Annotated in this window: 15 protein-coding genes; 7 read left to right on the top strand and 8 right to left on the bottom strand. The window is 66.5% G+C overall.

Annotation, left to right across the window (positions count from 1 at the left end; all coding sequences use genetic code 11):
• Window positions 1-34: 34 nt before the first annotated feature.
• The 6 genes from OKW38_RS08165 to OKW38_RS08140 all read right to left on the bottom strand — a co-directional run bounded on the left by OKW38_RS08165 (window position 35) and on the right by OKW38_RS08140 (window position 6,599).
• A complete protein-coding gene (locus OKW38_RS08165; RefSeq protein WP_429360929.1) occupies window positions 35-1,129 on the bottom strand; it encodes a LacI family DNA-binding transcriptional regulator in 1,095 nt (364 codons plus the stop codon).
• Window positions 1,130-1,183: 54 nt separating this feature from the next.
• On the bottom strand, window positions 1,184-2,149 hold the full coding sequence (locus OKW38_RS08160; RefSeq protein ID WP_090805308.1) for a 2-hydroxyacid dehydrogenase: 966 nt from the start codon (window positions 2,147-2,149) through the stop codon (window positions 1,184-1,186).
• A complete protein-coding gene (locus tag OKW38_RS08155) occupies window positions 2,149-3,438 on the bottom strand; it encodes an MFS transporter (protein WP_090805310.1) in 1,290 nt (429 codons plus the stop codon). Before OKW38_RS08155 ends, OKW38_RS08160 begins: the two co-directional genes overlap by 1 nt.
• A 123-nt stretch (window positions 3,439-3,561) precedes the next feature.
• Window positions 3,562-4,545: a sugar kinase gene (locus OKW38_RS08150; protein WP_260334880.1), complete on the bottom strand. Its 984-nt coding sequence runs from the start codon at window positions 4,543-4,545 to the stop codon at window positions 3,562-3,564.
• Window positions 4,546-4,674: 129 nt separating this feature from the next.
• Complete coding sequence (locus tag OKW38_RS08145) at window positions 4,675-5,469, bottom strand: sugar phosphate isomerase/epimerase family protein (RefSeq protein WP_429360928.1); 795 nt, start codon at window positions 5,467-5,469, stop codon at window positions 4,675-4,677.
• 236 nt (window positions 5,470-5,705) lie between these two features.
• On the bottom strand, window positions 5,706-6,599 hold the full coding sequence (locus tag OKW38_RS08140) for a LysR family transcriptional regulator (protein ID WP_187610523.1): 894 nt from the start codon (window positions 6,597-6,599) through the stop codon (window positions 5,706-5,708).
• Window positions 6,600-6,731: 132 nt separating this feature from the next.
• Here OKW38_RS08140 and OKW38_RS08135 point away from each other — a divergent pair, with 132 nt between their 5' ends.
• The 6 genes from OKW38_RS08135 (at window position 6,732) to OKW38_RS08110 (ending at window position 12,966) form a co-directional block, all read left to right on the top strand.
• Window positions 6,732-7,811, top strand: coding sequence for a YeiH family protein (locus OKW38_RS08135; RefSeq protein WP_429360926.1), 1,080 nt, complete (start codon window positions 6,732-6,734; stop codon window positions 7,809-7,811).
• A 201-nt stretch (window positions 7,812-8,012) separates the two neighbouring features.
• Window positions 8,013-8,750: a glutathione S-transferase gene (locus OKW38_RS08130; protein ID WP_090805317.1), complete on the top strand. Its 738-nt coding sequence runs from the start codon at window positions 8,013-8,015 to the stop codon at window positions 8,748-8,750.
• 112 nt (window positions 8,751-8,862) lie between these two features.
• On the top strand, window positions 8,863-10,596 hold the full coding sequence (locus OKW38_RS08125) for a ClcB-like voltage-gated chloride channel protein (protein ID WP_090805829.1): 1,734 nt from the start codon (window positions 8,863-8,865) through the stop codon (window positions 10,594-10,596).
• 141 nt (window positions 10,597-10,737) lie between these two features.
• Window positions 10,738-12,075, top strand: a complete 1,338-nt coding sequence (locus tag OKW38_RS08120) for a C45 family autoproteolytic acyltransferase/hydolase (RefSeq protein WP_090805319.1) — start codon at window positions 10,738-10,740, stop codon at window positions 12,073-12,075.
• Between the two features lie 216 nt (window positions 12,076-12,291).
• Window positions 12,292-12,546, top strand: a complete 255-nt coding sequence (locus OKW38_RS08115) for a hypothetical protein (RefSeq protein WP_090805320.1) — start codon at window positions 12,292-12,294, stop codon at window positions 12,544-12,546.
• A gap of 189 nt (window positions 12,547-12,735) precedes the next feature.
• Window positions 12,736-12,966, top strand: coding sequence for a DUF2795 domain-containing protein (locus tag OKW38_RS08110; protein WP_184003893.1), 231 nt, complete (start codon window positions 12,736-12,738; stop codon window positions 12,964-12,966).
• A gap of 31 nt (window positions 12,967-12,997) precedes the next feature.
• Here the strand turns inward: OKW38_RS08110 and OKW38_RS08105 are convergent, their stop codons facing one another.
• Window positions 12,998-14,062, bottom strand: coding sequence for a LysR family transcriptional regulator (locus tag OKW38_RS08105; RefSeq protein WP_429360925.1), 1,065 nt, complete (start codon window positions 14,060-14,062; stop codon window positions 12,998-13,000).
• Window positions 14,063-14,332: 270 nt separating this feature from the next.
• Between OKW38_RS08105 and OKW38_RS08100 the strand changes: the two genes are divergently transcribed.
• Window positions 14,333-14,545, top strand: coding sequence for a hypothetical protein (locus tag OKW38_RS08100; protein WP_090805832.1), 213 nt, complete (start codon window positions 14,333-14,335; stop codon window positions 14,543-14,545).
• 77 nt (window positions 14,546-14,622) lie between these two features.
• Here OKW38_RS08100 and OKW38_RS08095 read toward each other — a convergent pair whose 3' ends face one another.
• Window positions 14,623-15,240, bottom strand: a complete 618-nt coding sequence (locus OKW38_RS08095) for a TetR/AcrR family transcriptional regulator (RefSeq protein WP_090805323.1) — start codon at window positions 15,238-15,240, stop codon at window positions 14,623-14,625.
• Between the last annotated feature and the right edge of the window lie 68 nt (window positions 15,241-15,308).

Here is a 15,308-nt window from a genome sequence, read left to right as displayed (position 1 = left end):
GCCGCAGCCCGCATCATCGCAGATTGGCCGGAAATCAGCGTGCGGTCGACGCACGCACGATCAGCTCGCCGGGCAGCAGGCAGTCGCGCGCGCCCGTCTGCGCGCCTTCGATGCGCTCGTGCAGGAACTCGACCGCGCGATAACCGATGTCGTAGGTCGGCTGGCGGATCGTCGTGATGCCGGCGAGCTCGGCCCAATCCGGATCGTCGATGGAAAGCAGCGCGACGCGGCTCTGCCAGTGCGCGCCGTAACGCGCGTTCAGATGCAGCGCGAGACGCAACGCGACCGGTGCGTTGGCCGCGAACAGCGCGATGCGTGGGGAGGCGCCGGCGGGCTCGGCACCGGCCCCGCCTGGCGAGTCGATCGCACGATCCAGCTCCGCGAGACCGCGCTCGAGCGCAGTTGCATCGGCGAGATCGAGCACCAGCGTACGACCGCGCGCGCGGCCATCGTCGCGCATCGCCCGATCGAATGCTTCGACGCGCAACTGCCGCGAGCTGACCTGCTCGAACGGCTGCACGACGAACCAGATCTGCTCGAAGCCCCGTTCGAGCAGATGCCGCGTACCGAGCGCGGCGGCCGCGCCATTGTCGAGACCGACCATGTCGGCGACCAGCCCCTCCACGCGCCGATCGACCAGCACCGCCGGAATCCCGCCGTCGCCGCCCGGCCGCAACGTCTCCTCGCGCACGCCTAGCGCGTTGACGATCACACCTTCCACGCGGTACGTGGTCAGCAGTTGCAGATAACGCCGCTCCATCTCGACTTCGTTCGCCGCGTGGCAAATCAGCGGCATCAAGCCGAGCGCGTGGCACGCGGCCTCGACGCCTTGCAGCACTTCGACGGAGTACGGATTGGTCAGGTCGGCGACCAGCATGCCGATCAGCCGGTTGCGGCCGCGCTTCAGGCCGCGCGCCATCTGGTTCGGCTGATAGTCGAGCCGCGCGATCGCGGCTTCGATGCGCGCGCGCAGCTCGGGCGACAGCGCGCTGAACTCGCCGTTCAGATAGCGCGAGATGCTGGTCTTGCCGGTGCCGGCTTCACGCGCGACATCGGTGATCGTCGCGCGGCGCGGCGGCGCGCTCGGGGGACCAGGCGGCATGCTGGCCGGGGGCGGGGTCGTGCTCATTCGCTCATCGCTTGTGCCGGTCCGAGGACGGGAGCTTGCGCGCCGCCCTGCGAATCACTTCGCCAGGACGTCACGGTTGACGATGTTGGTCGTCAAGGTGCCGTCGAGCGCGGCGACCAGGTTCTCGGCCGCGTTGAGCGCCATCGCATGACGGGTCTCGTGCGTCGCCGAGCCGATATGCGGCAATGCGACCACGTTAGGCATGGCGAGCAACGGCGAGTCGGCAGGCAACGGTTCGGTGTCGAACACGTCGAGGCCCGCGCCGTGAATCGTGCCGTTGCGCAGCGCCTCGATCAGCGCCGGTTCGTCGACGGTCGCGCCGCGTGAAGCGTTGATCAGGATCGCGCTCTTCTTCATCGCGCGCAGTTCGGCGGCGCCGATCAGATGCCGCGTCTCTCGCGTGAGCGGCACCTGCAGACAGACGAAATCGGACTGCGCGAGCAATTCAGCCAGCTCGACGCGCCGCGCGCCATACGCCTGCTCCGCTTGGTGGTTCGCGCTGCGGTTCGTATACAGCACCTTCATGTTGAAGCCATGCGCCGCGCGTCGCGCGACCGCGCCGCCGATCCGCCCCAAGCCGACGATGCCGATCGTCTTGCCCTGCACGTCGAGCCCGAACTGCGCGGGCCCGATGCTCGTGCGCCACTGCCCCGCCTTGACCCAGTCGGCCAGCTCGACGACGCGCCGCGCGGACGCGAGGATCAGCGAGAACACGGTATCGGCGGTCGATTCGGTCAGCACGTCCGGCGTGTGCGCGAGCACGATGCCGCGGCGCGTGAGGTCGGCGACGTCGAACTGGTCGTAGCCGACCGAGATCGTCGACAGCGCCTTCAGCCGGCTCGCGCCTTCGAGCATCGCCGGCGTGATCTGCACGCTCGCGCCGATGCCGCCGTCGGCATCGCGCAGCGCGGCGACGAGCGCATCATGCTGTGACGGATCGACCTGCACGACCTGCGCATGCTGTTGCAGATAGGCGAGCACATCCTCGGGCAGCGACTTCCAGGCGACGATCTTGTTCATCAGCTAATTTTCCTTGCGACGGTGGGACGAGCGGGGCCACGTTGTTCGGCCGCGGCCGGCTTGACGGCGAGCGTCAGGATCACCGCGGCGACGAGCGCCACGCTCATGAATGCATACGATGCCGCGGGCGAACCGGTCGCGCCGTTCAGATAACCGACCACGTACGAGCCGACGAACGAACCGAGCGCGCCCATGCTGTTGATCAGCGCCATCGCGCCGCCCGCGACGTTCTTCGGCAGCAGCTCCGGTACGATCGCGAAGAACGGTCCATACGGCGCGTACATCGCGGCGCCCGCGATCACGAGCAGCGCATACGAGACCCAGAAATGCGCGGAACCGAGCCCGTACGACGCCGCGAACGCAATCGCACCGATCAGCAGGAACGGCCACACGAACACCTTGCGGCGGTTGAGTTTATCCGATGCCCACGAAGCTGCAAGCATCGCGATCGTCGCGGCCAGATACGGCAGCGCCGACAGCCAGCCGGTTTCCACCATGCCGAACGACGAGCCGTTCTTCAGGATCGACGGCAGCCACAGCACGAAGCCGTACACGCCGATGCTCCAGCAGAAATACTGCGCGCACAGCTTGATGACCGCGGGCGTGCGAAACGCCTCGCTGTAGTTGCGCACCGGCTTGATCGCGGCCTGCTCGGCGCGCAGCGTCTGCGCGAGCGCGTCTTTTTCCTCTTGCGTGAGCCACGACACCTGCTCGGGCTTGTCCTTGACGAGGAACCACCAGCAGATCGCCCAGATGATCGCGGGCGCGCCCTCGGCGATGAACATGTGCCGCCAGCCGAACGAATGCACGAGATAGCCCGACACGACCGACATCCACAGCACCGTGACCGGATTGCCGAGGATCAGGAACGTGTTCGCGCGCGAGCGCTCGCTCTTCGTGAACCAGTTGCTGATGAAGATCAGCATCGCCGGCATTACCGCGGCTTCGACGACGCCGAGCAGGAAGCGGATCGCCATCAGCGACGGAATGTTGCTGACCATGCCGGTCAACGCCGCGCAGCCGCCCCACAGAACGAGGCTCCAGAACACCAGTTTCTTCACGCTGCGGCGCTCGGCATAGATCGCACCCGGAATCTGGAAGAAGAAATAGCCGAGGAAGAACAGCGCGCCGATCAGCGACGCGAGCCCCTTGCTGATGCCGAGATCCTGATTGATGCCGGCCGCTGACGCGAAGCCGAAATTCGCGCGATCCAGATACGCGAGGCTGTAGGTGATGAACACGATCGGCATGATCGTCCACCAACGGCGAATCGCAAGCGATGAGGTCATGGAAGTCTCCTTGGACGGCGTCGTCCCGAATCAATGATGAAAAAATCTGGGCGCGCTGTGGGCGCTCTTGTTGTCGTCGATGCTGGTTGTGGACGCAGCGCTATCGATGCGGTCCGATCCGCGTCAGGCCGCGCTTGCGATGTCCGGTACCTCGGCCAGCTCCAGCGCGTCGAGTTCGGCGCGGCTCGGCAAACCTTCCGAATCGCCGATCACCTGGATCGCGAGCGCGCCGATCCGGTTGCCACGCGCGACCGCCTGCGCGAGCGTGCGGCCTTCGAGCAGCGCGCTGATCACGCCGACCGCGAAACCATCGCCCGCGCCGACCGTATCGACGACGTTCGCGACCGGCCGGCCGGCGATCGTCGCGGCATCGGTCGCGGTGCGGTAATACGCGCCCTGCGCGCCGAGCTTGACGATCACGCCGCGCGCGCCGCGCTCGAGATAGAACTTCGCGATGTCCTCCGGCTGCGTGTGGCCGGTCAGAATCTCACCCTCGCCGATGCCGGGCAGCACCCAGTCGGCGAGCGCGGCGAGCGCGTTCAAGCCTTCGACCATCGCCGCGCGCGAGGGCCACAGCGTCGGACGCAGGTTCGGGTCGAACGAGATCGTCCTGCCTGCAGCGCGCATTTCGCGGGCCAGGTGGAATGCGAGTTCGCGCGAGCTTGCCGAGATCGCCGGGGCGACGCCGGTCAGATGCAGATGACGCGCGGGCAGCACGTAATCGGCGAGGTAGTCGTCGAGCGACAGATGGCTCGCCGCCGAGCCCTTGCGGAAGTATTCGACCGCCGGGTCGCTGCCGTCGTCGCTCTTCGACTTCAGCTGGAAGCCGGTCGGATGGCGCGCGTCGGTGCTCACGCATTGCTGGTCGATGCCCTCTTTCGTCAGCGTGTCGCGCACGTACCGGCCGAACGAATCGTCGCCGACGCGGCTCATCCAGCCCACCCTGAAGCCAAGTCGGGACAAGCCGATCGCGACGTTCAGATCCGCGCCGGCGATGCGCTTCGTGAAGTGCCCGACGCCCGCGAGCGGGCCGGCTTCGGCGGCGACGAACATCGCCATCGCTTCGCCGTAGGTGATCACGTCGAGTGCGGGGTAAGGGTGCGTCATGCTGGGCTCCTGGTGGTGCTGCTGATGCGGTGATTCGTGTTGCGTGGAATGCGTTCTTTGCTGCCTGGGTTGCCGCCTCGTCTGCTATACGGCTTCGACCGAGGCGCTTCGTGATGCCGCGTCGCGCGTCTACACGCGCGCAAGCCAGCTCACATAACGCGCGGCATCCGCGTCGATCCGGCTCGGATCGAACGGAAACTCGATGCCGCGCGGCACATCGCGCGGCAGCCGGTCGAGGAGCGCGCGCAATGGCGCGTCATCCTCGGCCGGCGCGCTCGCAAAGCGCCGCGCGCCCTCGCCCGTGGTGGTCTTGCAATGGATGTACTCGACGTACGGCGCGAGCTGCGGCGCGAGGGGTAGCGGCGCGACGTCGAGCCACGCCCAGTTGCCGGTATCGAAGGTCATGCCGAGCACGCCCGCGTGGCCTTCACGCGCGAGCGCATCGAACAGCCCGACGAACTGCGCGGGCGAGCCGCCCTGCGCCAGTTGCCCGTTTTCGACGACGAGCCGTGGCTGCGCACCGCCCGTGGTGCCCGAGCCGCTCGCGACGTGCGCGACGATGGCCGCGCCGTGAGCCTCGCCCGCGAAGCCGCCGAGTTGCAGCTTGACGAAGCGCGCGCCGAGCGCGGCCGCCTGATCGAGCGCGACACGCAGTGCGTCGGTATCGAGCTGGCCGTCGGCCGCGTACAACGATGCCGGCGTCGAGAACACCGACCACAGCCCGAGATCGGCCAACGCCGCGCCGAGCGCGCGCAGCCGTTGCGGGTCCGCGTCCGCGTCGCTCGCGAACAGCTCCCGACGCACTTCGAAACCCGCCGCGCCGGCGCGCTTTGCCGCCTGCGCCCATTTCAGATGGCCGTCGGCGCGCACGGCGTTCACACCGAACGCGCTGGCGACGACCACGATCTCCACTGCATCAGCCATATCCAACTCACGCAATCCTGAAGCGAAACCGCTTTTGGAACCGGTTCCAACTAAACTTCGAAAAAAAGCGCCGAGGCGCTGCGATGTGCGAATGGTGCTCGGGACAGCCATCGCGCACCATAGAGGAAATCCCCAGGCGCGGCCGGCATACGGCGAGCGTAAAGCGAAGCGCGCTGGGCACGGCAGCGCCCCGCGCGGGTTCGGATTCTCGACCCCATACGCTGCCAGCGCGGTAATCAGCCGCCCTCGTCCGCGACGCACATCGCCAGAAACTGCTCGACCACCCGCGACGGCGCGCTCGCATGCGGCACCAGAATCGACAGCCGCCGCGTCAGCGGCTGCGGGCTCAGCGACATGAGCCGCAGCGCACCGTCCTCATGCCGCATCGACATCGCCGACACGAAACCGACACCCATCCCCGCCCGCACCGCCTCCTTCACCCCTTCGACCCCCGCGATTTCGAGCGCCACGCGCATCGGCACGCCCGCGCGTGCGAACTCGCGCTCGACCGTCTGCCGCACGCCCGAGCCTTCCTCGCGCAGCACCAGCGGATACGCGCCGAACGCGGCCAGCTCGATGCGCCCGCCGTTGTCCGCCTGCGCGAGCGGATGCGAGCGCGGCATGATCGCGACGATCTCGTCCTCGCGCCACGCATGGACGACCGTGTCCGGCGGCAGATCTGCGCCGGCGGGACCCTCGATCATCGCGATGTCGACCGAGCCGAGCGCACCGACGATCTCGGCCGTGTTGCCGTTGGCGGTATGCACGGTCACGTGCGGATAGCGGCGATGGAATTCGGCGATCAGGTACGGCAGCAGGTAACTCGCCGGCGTCGTGCTCGCGCCGATCCGCAAGGTGCCCTGTTCGAGACCGCGCAGCGCGTCGCGATAGGCATGCGCCTGCCGCCAGGTGTCGCGCAGCCGCGCCGCATAGGCGGCGAGCTGTTCGCCGGCTGGCGTCAGCCGCACCCCGCGGCCATCGCGCTGATACAGCGGCTCGCCGAACTCGTCCTGCAATTGCCTCAGCTGGCCGGACACCGCCGGCTGCGACAGATGCAGCGCCACCGCCGCCCGGCTGATGTTGCGGTGCTCAGCGACGGCGGCGAACGTTATAAGTTGATCCGGGGTCATCTCGATTAAATATCCGTTGAGCCGATACTTCACATTCTAAATCACGATTTTTCATATCGATATATGTAATTTAGGATTAGCCCCATTGCTGCTTATGCAGTCCCACGCAAGTCCGTTACGAAACCACCAATCATGTCCACACCCACCGCCCCGCTCGCCGCCGCCTCCCCCGCGCTGTCCACCCGCGGCCAGCTCAACGGCGTACTGTTCGTCGCGCTGTTCGCCGCCGCGGTCACGCGCATCGCGGCGATTCCGGCGATTGCCGGCCTTGGCCTGAGTCCGCTGATCGTCGGCATCGTCGCGGGGGCGATCTACGGCAACGCGCTGCGCGATAGCATGCCGGTCAGTTGGGCGGCCGGCGTGAATTTCTCGGCGCGCAAGCTGCTGCGCATCGCGGTCGCGTTCTTCGGCTTGCGTGTGAGCCTGCAGGAAATCGCCCAGGTGGGCCTGCCGGGTCTCGCGGAGTCGGTGCTGATCGTCGTCAGCACGCTCGTGATCGGCACCTGGGCCGGCATGAAAATCATGAAGCTCGATCGCGACACCGCGCTCCTGACGGCGGCCGGCAGCGCGATCTGCGGCGCGGCCGCGGTGCTCGCGTTCGAATCGACGCTGCAGTCGAAGCCGCACAAGAGCGCGATGGCGGTCGGCAGCGTCGTGCTGTTCGGCACGCTGTCGATGTTCCTCTACCCGGTGCTGTTCAACGCAGGCTGGCTGCATCTCGACACGGTCGGCGCCGGCCTGTTCTTCGGCGGCACGATCCACGAGGTCGCGCAGGTGGTCGGCGCGGCGAGCAACGTGAGCCCCGAAGCGACGCACATCGCGACGATCGTCAAGATGACCCGCGTGATGCTGCTCGTGCCGGTATTGCTGGTGGTCGGCCTGTGGGTGAACCGCGCGACGCGCGGCGCGAACGATGGCGGCACGGACGGCGCCGCCCCGCGCAAGCTGGCGATCCCCTGGTTCGCACTCGGCTTCCTCGCCTGCGTGGCGATCAACTCGCTGCATGTGCTGCCGGAAAGCGCCACCTCGACGCTGAACCTGTTCGACACCTTCGCGCTGACGATGGCGATGACCGCACTCGGCATGGAAACGCGCTTCTCGCAGATTCGCGAAGCGGGTCCGCGCGCGCTGACCACCGGCCTGATTCTGTATGTATGGCTGATCGCCGGCGGACTCGGCATCACATGGACCGTCCAGCACCTGTTCCACTAAGCCGTCGCGGGCTCTCCCGCCTTCCCCGACACCCCGCCGCGCGCGGGGTTTTGCGCTTTCTGGCGCACCATCCCGGCCGATCACACGGCATACTCGTTGCTGCGAACTTTGCCCCCCAACCCGCCCGTGCGCGACGTCCGATGGCAGCGGTGAAACCGCCTTGCCGCGACGCGTCCGGGCGACCGGAATGAGGATCGATCGATGAGCCTGGAACTGTACTACTGGGATGGCCTGCAAGGCCGCGGCGAATTCGTGCGGCTCGCGCTGGAGGAAGCCGGCGTCGACTATGTCGAAGTCGCGCGCGGCAAGCCTTCGAAGGGCCTTGGCACCAAAGCGATGATGGCGGTGATGCAAAGCCCCGACGAGCCGTATCCGCCGTTCGCGCCACCGTTTCTGAAAGACGGCGATCTGGTGATCGCGCAGACCGCCAACATCCTGTTCTATCTCGGCCCGCGGCTCAAGCTGGCGCCGGAGGTGGACAGCCTGCGCTATGTCGCGAACGGCCTGCAGCTGACGATCGCCGACGTCGTCACCGAAGCGCACGACACCCACCATCCGCTCGCGAGCGGCCTCTACTACGAGGAGCAGAAAGACGCGGCGAAGGTGCGCGCGCACGATTTCATCGACCATCGGATTCCGAAGTTCATGTCGTACTTCGAGCGCGTGCTCGCGCAGAATCCGGCCGGCGACAGCTTCATGGTCGGCGACACGCTGACCTATGTGGACCTGTCGATGTTCCAACTGATCGACGGTCTGCTGTACGCGTTTCCGCGCGCGCTGAAGCGCTTCGGCGAGCACTATCCGCGGCTCGCCGCGCTGCACGACGCCGTGATCGCAAGACCGAACATCGCCGCGTATCTGGACTCGGACCGGCGCATCGGCCATAACGAAAGCTGCATCTTCCGGCACTATCCTGAACTCGACAAGGCGGCGACTTGAACCGCGCCGCCCGCCTCTGCCCGCTCGCCGCCGCGCGCCCGCCATTCGAGGCGGGCGCGCTGCTGTTGTGCCGCGGTTTTTTCAACCTTCCATCACGCCCCGTACCGACGACGTGCTTTCATTCCTGCTGAAGCTGCGCACCCGCGCCCAAAGCGTTTTCCGCCTCTCAGAAGCCCATACGGTGCTGGTCTGGGCCGTTGTGGTCGGCATTGCCGGCGCGTTGGCGACCATCTTGTTTCGCAAGGGCATCGAACTGCTGCAACTGGCGATTGCCGGCCGCTCCGGCAGCTTCGTCGACATGGCGCGCAGCCTACCGTGGACCATGCGCATCTGGCTGCCGGCCGCGGGTGGTCTCGTCGCCGGCATTTTCCTGCTGATCGCGCAGCGTCACGCCGACACGAAAACGCACACCGACTACATGGAAGCGGTCGCGATCGGCGACGGCGTCGTGCCGGTGCGCCTGAGCCTGTGGCGCAGCGTGTCGTCGCTGTTTACGATCGCGAGCGGCGGTTCGATCGGTCGTGAAGGTCCGATGGTGCAGCTCGCGGCGCTCGCCGCGTCGCTGATCGGCCGCTGGGTCCACTTCGATCCGCCGCGGCTGCGCCTGCTCGTCGCGTGCGGCGCGGCGGCCGGTATCACGTCCGCGTATAGCGCGCCGATCGCGGGCGCGTTTTTCGTCACCGAGATCGTGCTCGGCTCGATCGCGATGGAAAGCTTCGGGCCGGTGCTGGTCGCGGCGGTCGTCGCGAACATCACGATGCGCGAGTTCGCCGGCTACAAGCCGCCCTACGAGATGCCGGAGTTTCCGACCGTGACCGGTCCCGAGGTGCTGCTGTTCGTCGCGCTCGGCGCGCTGTGCGGCGCGGCCGCGCCGCAGTTTCTGCGGCTGCTCAACGCATCGAAGGCGGCCTTTCGCAAGCTGCCGGTGGCGTTGCCGGTGCGGCTCGCGCTCGGCGGTCTCGTGGTCGGCATCATTTCGGTCGCGGAGCCCGAGGTGTGGGGCAACGGCTACAGCGTCGTGAACTCGATCCTGCATTCGCCGTGGACATGGTCCGCGCTCCTGCTGGTGCTCGTCTGCAAGCTCGCGGCGACCGCGGCGACGGCCGGCTCCGGCGCGGTGGGCGGTGTGTTCACGCCGACGCTGTTCGTCGGCGCGGCGGTCGGCTCGCTGTTCGGCCAGGGCATGCACGCGTTGTGGCCGCATGCGACGTCGGCCGCTTACGCCTATGCGATGGTCGGCATGGGCGCATTCCTCGCGGGCGCGACCCAGGCGCCGCTGATGGCGATCCTGATGATCTTCGAGATGACGTTGAGCTATCAGGTCGTGCTGCCGCTGATGCTGTCGTGCGTGGTCGCGTATTTCATCGCTCGCGCGATCGGCAAGACCTCGATGTACGAGATCACGCTGCGCCGCAATCGCGAGGAGCAGGAGCGCTCGCGATTGCGCGCGACGCAGATGCGCGAGCTGATCCGCCCCGCGCAGACCGTCGTGCCGCCGAACGCGACCGTGCACGACATGACGCGCGTGTTCCTCGAGTATCCGGTCAAGTATCTGTACGTCGCGAACGACTCGGGCGCGTTTCTCGGCGTGGTCGCGCTGAAGGACATCACGTCCGATCTGCTCGAGCGGCGCGAAACGTCGATGAAAACCGCCGCCGATTATCTGCAGCCGCATTTCGACGTGCTGACGCCGGACATGTCGCTCGCCATCGCGCTACAGCACTTCATGGCGTTTCAGGGCGAGCGGCTGCCGGTGATCGAAAGCACCGCGCATCCGAAGCTCGCCGGCGTCGTCTACAAGACCTCGCTGCTCGATGCGTACTTCCGCATGAGTCCGTCGCGCTAGAGCTTTCGAAGGCTTCGCGGGGCGCGATGCAAAGCGCCGCGGATTCTCTACAATGGACAGACCGCCGGCCCTTCACGCGGCCGGCACGCGTGAGCCCAGCTTGGGCGCAGCGACAGCGCCCGCCGTAGCGTCGGAGCGAAGATGAGCGAACCGTCCCCCGAGGCCGTACGCCGCGATCAGGCCGGCTGGATTTTCGTGCATATCGAAGGCGAACCGTACGATCGCGGCGAGCAGCACGGCCAGTTGCTCGCCGACGAAATCAGAAACGCGATCCGCACCGCGCGGTATCTCGCCAAATGGGACACCGGGGAGGAGTTCGACACCTTCGTCAATGCCGCGACGAGCCAATTCGCGAGCAAGCTCGACACCGAATTCGCCGATGAAATCCATGGCATCGCCGACGGCGCGAAGCTGCCGTTCGCCGAAGTGCTCGCGTGGAACGGCTACATGGATCTGCTGCAAAGCTGGTGGCCGACGCACGCCGCGCAGGCGCAGCCGCATCTGGGCGCGAAACTGTGGCGCGGCCGGCGCGGTCACCACTGCAGCGCGTTCATCGCGACCGGCAACGCGACGCGCGACGGCCGTATCGTGATGGCGCACAACTCGTGGGACCGCTACGCGGCCGGCGACGCGTTCAACGTCGTGTTCGACATCGTGCCCGACCGCGGCAACCGCATCCTGATGCAGGGCCTGCCGGGCTGCATCTCGAGCCTGACCGATTTCTGGGTCACGGCGGCCGGCCTGATGATCACCGAAACGACGATCTCGAACTTCGCGGGCTACAACGCGGCCGGTGCGCCCGAGTTCTATCGCTCGCGGCGCGCGTCGCAATATGCGAACAGCATCAAGGAATGGTGCGACATGTTCTCGCTCGCGAACAACGGCGGCTACGCGAACAGTTGGCTGCTCGGCGACACGAAGACCGGCGAGATCGCGCGTTACGAACTCGGGCTGCACTATGCGGGCTTCGAGACCACCAAAGACGGTTTCTACAGCGGCTACAACACCGCGACGGATCTGAAGATCCGCAACCAGGAATGCATCGGCGAAGGCGAGGACTATACCGACGTGCGCAAGAACGGCGCGCGGCGTCTGCGTTTCATGCAGCTCGAGGAACTGCATCGCGGCAGCATCGACGTCGAGCTCGCGAAGCAGATGATCGCCGATCATCACGACGTCTATCTCGATCGCAACGACAACCCGTGCTCGCGCACGATCTGCGGGCATCTGGAGCTCGACGACGCGCGCTTCGGCGGCACCGATCACGGGCCGTTCAATCCGTGGGGCGCGAACGACGGCAAGGTGATCGACAGCGAAATGGCCCGCGAGATGGCCTTCACCGCGCGCTGGGGGCATCCGTGCGGCCGGCCGTTCGACGCACAGGCGTTCATGAAGCGGCATCCGCAGTGGAACTGGCTGAACGGCTATATGCGCGACCGGCCGTCGTGGCCGTGGACGCGCTTCGATGTGCTGCGCTAGCGCATGGCGGACCCGCGCGCCTGTTCGTGCGATGATCGAATCTACAATCCGGTTTTGTCGCAAATGTGCGCGCGTTGCAGTATTTGCCATCTAAGATGGTAAGGAGCCTGGGCCGCGCAGCGCCATGCCGTCCTCGGCTTGCACCGTCCTCTCGACGCGGGACGGCACAGGGTTTGCTCGATTGTCAGCGCCGCATGAGCTTTAGGAGGTCGGGCGATGAAAACCTCGACACTGTTAATCATGGTGACGCTGTCAGCCTCGTGCTTTGCCGCGCCGGTTCATACCGCCTCGGACAGCACGGATTCCATCACGCTCGCGCAACGCGCGAACGCCGCGCCGGTCGCGCCTCCGGCCCCAGACGTGTCGAGCACCGACGCCAGCCGTCCGCAGCACTGGGAGCATATTGCGCTGCCGAAGTCCCGACATCTGGACCGCAGCCTGACCGGGCAGAACGAGCATCTGACCACGTGAGGACCGCCGCAACGGCGGGCGGCGGCGCGGCTACGACGGCGCGCCTGCCCGGTTTGCGCCGGCTGTCATAACGTTGGGGTGGCGCGCGCGGGATTGCAACAGACTGCGAGAAACTCATCGCGGCGAGGCGCTGGCTTGTCGTGGCAACAATAACGACGTGACTAACTTAAGCTCATTAGGAGCATGCGCATGACGGCCTCGGACATCCCCGGCGAATCGATCGATCTGCAGATCGCCGATCTTCTCAGCGAAGTCGAGTTCCCGACCAACAAGGACGCACTCGTCGACGCCGCGCGCGAAGCCGGCGCGAGCAACGAGGTGTTGGCGATGCTCGATGGTATGCCGGAGCAGGATTATGTCGACATCGAGTCGGTCACGCGCCTGATCGGCGGCAACTATGGCCCGGGCCTGGGGATCTGAGCCCGGATTCAACCTCGCCTCACCTCACACGTCAGAACTGCGACGACGCCGCGATCCGCGCGCGCGCCACCCGCGCCACACGGCGCGTCGTACGGCTGTTTTCGAGCGCGTCGTCGGCGATCTCGCGCGCCGTCGGAGCGTCGGACCCGCTCACCCCGGCCCCCACCCGCACCGGCGCCACGCTACGGGAATCCCGCGCCTGCGCGCTCTCCGGCTGGAAATGCTCGACCAGATGGTCGATGAACGTCCGCACCTTCGCCGGCAGATGCAGCCGGCTCGGATACGCAATCGTGATTTCGATGGGCGGCAGACTGAACGCGTCGAGCAGACGCACGAGCCGCCCCGCCGTCAGATCACGGCCGATCAGGTAGCTCGGCAGGATCGCCACCCCCATGCCGAGCAGCGCGAACTGCCGCAGCATCTCGGCGTTGTTCGCCGCGATCGCGTTGGTCGGCCGCACCCGCACTTCGCCGTCCGGCCCATTGAACAACCGCTCCTCGCCGCCCTGCTCGGCCGGCCTGCTCAGGCACGAATGTCTGAGCAGATCCTCGGGGCGCTTCGGCGTGCCGTGTTGCGCCAGATACTCGGGCGTCGCGCAAACCGTCATGTAGCCGGTCGTCAACCGCCGCGTGACGATGCTCGCGCTGCGCATGTGCCGCGCAGCCAGGATGCCGACGTCGAAGCCCTCTTCGACCAGATCGACGTGGCGGTCGGCGAGCGTGACGTCGGGCACCACGTCGGGATAGCGCGCCGCGTACGACTGCACGACCGGCGCGAGACTGTGCAATCCGAACACGACCGGCGCGACGATGCGCAGCGTGCCGACCGGCTCGTGATTGCGCGCCACCACCATCTGCTCGACGCTTTCGAGATCGGCGAGGATGTGGCGTACGCGCTCCAGATAGGTCGCGCCGGATTCGGTCAGCGAAAGACGGCGGGTGGTGCGGTTCAGCAGTCGCGTGCCGAGCCGCGCTTCGAGATCCGCGATGTGCCGCGTGACGACCGCGGTGGACAGATCCAGCGCGCCCGACGCGCCGACGAAACTGCCGAGGTCCGCCACCTTGACGAACACGCGCATCGACTGCAGTTGATTCATGGGACCACTCCTGCCTCGGTAAAGCCGGGCCGGCGCAACCGTTGCCGCCTGTGTCGACCCGCGCCGCATGGGCGCGCACGGGTCCGCCCAACGCAACCGATTCTAGCGATAGGACATGTCCCAACCCTGACCCAGACATGACATTCCGGTCAGATTCGGCGCGGCGTGTCAATCGCGCCACTATTACGGCGTCTATCGTGGATTTTAGCTAGGTATAAACCCTAGTTTGCTGGTAACATGGCGGCCAAAGAAAGTTACCGCTACACCGCCATGCCACATCGTTTTCGTCTGCTGGAAAAGATCGCGTTTTCGCTGGTTTGCTGGTCGGCCGCCGCGGGCTCGGCCTATATCGGTTACGAGCGCTGCCCCGATATCAAGGTTGCCCTGCACGCCGGGGAAAAATTCCTCGACGCCAGCGGCCAGTACGCGTTCGCGTGCGCGGCGCCCGCCGCCGAGGCCTGCGCGCGACTGCCGGTCGAATGATTTTTCCGCCTTGAACCGTATCTGATGCGCGATCCCTCCGGGTCGCGCATCCGCGCCTCCTGGCTCAACGCCTACCGTTACGCATCGCGCCCGAACACCACGCGCGAGAAAAACCCCGCCAGCACCGTTTCGGCCATCTCCGCCGGGACATTCTGCGGATCGACCGTGTAGAAGAACTGCACGCCGTCGCACAAACCCATCAGGCCGATCGCGAGTTGCTCGGGCGGCATCGACATCGGCGTGCCCACGCGCTCCGAGAACTCGCGCACATAGGCGCTCAACTGTTCGATCTTTTCGTGCATGAACGCGTTGAAGCGCAGCCGGAAACGGCCGTCGCGCACCGCCAGTAGCTTCGCCTCGACCCACAACAGAAAACACTTGTTCTCGCGATGCAGCGAGCTGTAGTAGCGCAGCACGCGCGCCTCCATCTCCTCGCGCGACGCCGCGCTTTCGAAGATCGCATGCAGGCCCGCCTGCATCGCTTCGTGATCGCGCCGCAATAACTCCAGAAACAGCTCGGTCTTGCTGCGGAAGTTCGAATAGAACGCGCCGCGCGTATAGCCGGCCGCCGCCGCGATGTCCTCGACACTCGCCGCGACGAAGCCCTTCTTCATGAAAATTGCCTGCGCGGCATCGAGCAGCCGCTCCCGCGTCTGGTCCTTGCTCTGCTCTCTTGTCAGTCTTTGACGTTTCATGGCCGCAAGCCTAGCACTCAAAAGAATTCAAATCCATCTATGCATTCAGATACATGAGTGTATTAGAA

The organism is Paraburkholderia sp. MM5496-R1 (assembly GCF_050436205.1).
Lineage (GTDB): Bacteria > Pseudomonadota > Gammaproteobacteria > Burkholderiales > Burkholderiaceae > Paraburkholderia > Paraburkholderia tuberum.
The sequence above is the reverse complement of the archived record's forward strand: the minus strand, read 5'-3'. Positions and strand labels throughout refer to the sequence as shown.

Bases quoted from the DNA above. Each gene is read 5' to 3' on its own strand.
- OKW38_RS08165 (WP_429360929.1), bottom strand. From the start codon at position 1,129: ATGAGCACGACCCCGCCCCCGGCCAGCATGCCGCCTGGTCCCCCGAGC.
- OKW38_RS08160 (WP_090805308.1), bottom strand. From the start codon at position 2,149: ATGAACAAGATCGTCGCCTGGAAGTCGCTGCCCGAGGATGTGCTCGCC.
- OKW38_RS08155 (WP_090805310.1), bottom strand. From the start codon at position 3,438: ATGACCTCATCGCTTGCGATTCGCCGTTGGTGGACGATCATGCCGATC.
- OKW38_RS08150 (WP_260334880.1), bottom strand. From the start codon at position 4,545: ATGACGCACCCTTACCCCGCACTCGACGTGATCACCTACGGCGAAGCG.
- OKW38_RS08145 (WP_429360928.1), bottom strand. From the start codon at position 5,469: ATGGCTGATGCAGTGGAGATCGTGGTCGTCGCCAGCGCGTTCGGTGTG.
- OKW38_RS08140 (WP_187610523.1), bottom strand. From the start codon at position 6,599: ATGACCCCGGATCAACTTATAACGTTCGCCGCCGTCGCTGAGCACCGC.
- OKW38_RS08135 (WP_429360926.1), top strand. From the start codon at position 6,732: ATGTCCACACCCACCGCCCCGCTCGCCGCCGCCTCCCCCGCGCTGTCC.
- OKW38_RS08130 (WP_090805317.1), top strand. From the start codon at position 8,013: ATGAGCCTGGAACTGTACTACTGGGATGGCCTGCAAGGCCGCGGCGAA.
- OKW38_RS08120 (WP_090805319.1), top strand. From the start codon at position 10,738: ATGAGCGAACCGTCCCCCGAGGCCGTACGCCGCGATCAGGCCGGCTGG.
- OKW38_RS08115 (WP_090805320.1), top strand. From the start codon at position 12,292: ATGAAAACCTCGACACTGTTAATCATGGTGACGCTGTCAGCCTCGTGC.
- OKW38_RS08110 (WP_184003893.1), top strand. From the start codon at position 12,736: ATGACGGCCTCGGACATCCCCGGCGAATCGATCGATCTGCAGATCGCC.
- OKW38_RS08105 (WP_429360925.1), bottom strand. From the start codon at position 14,062: ATGAATCAACTGCAGTCGATGCGCGTGTTCGTCAAGGTGGCGGACCTC.
- OKW38_RS08100 (WP_090805832.1), top strand. From the start codon at position 14,333: ATGCCACATCGTTTTCGTCTGCTGGAAAAGATCGCGTTTTCGCTGGTT.
- OKW38_RS08095 (WP_090805323.1), bottom strand. From the start codon at position 15,240: ATGAAACGTCAAAGACTGACAAGAGAGCAGAGCAAGGACCAGACGCGG.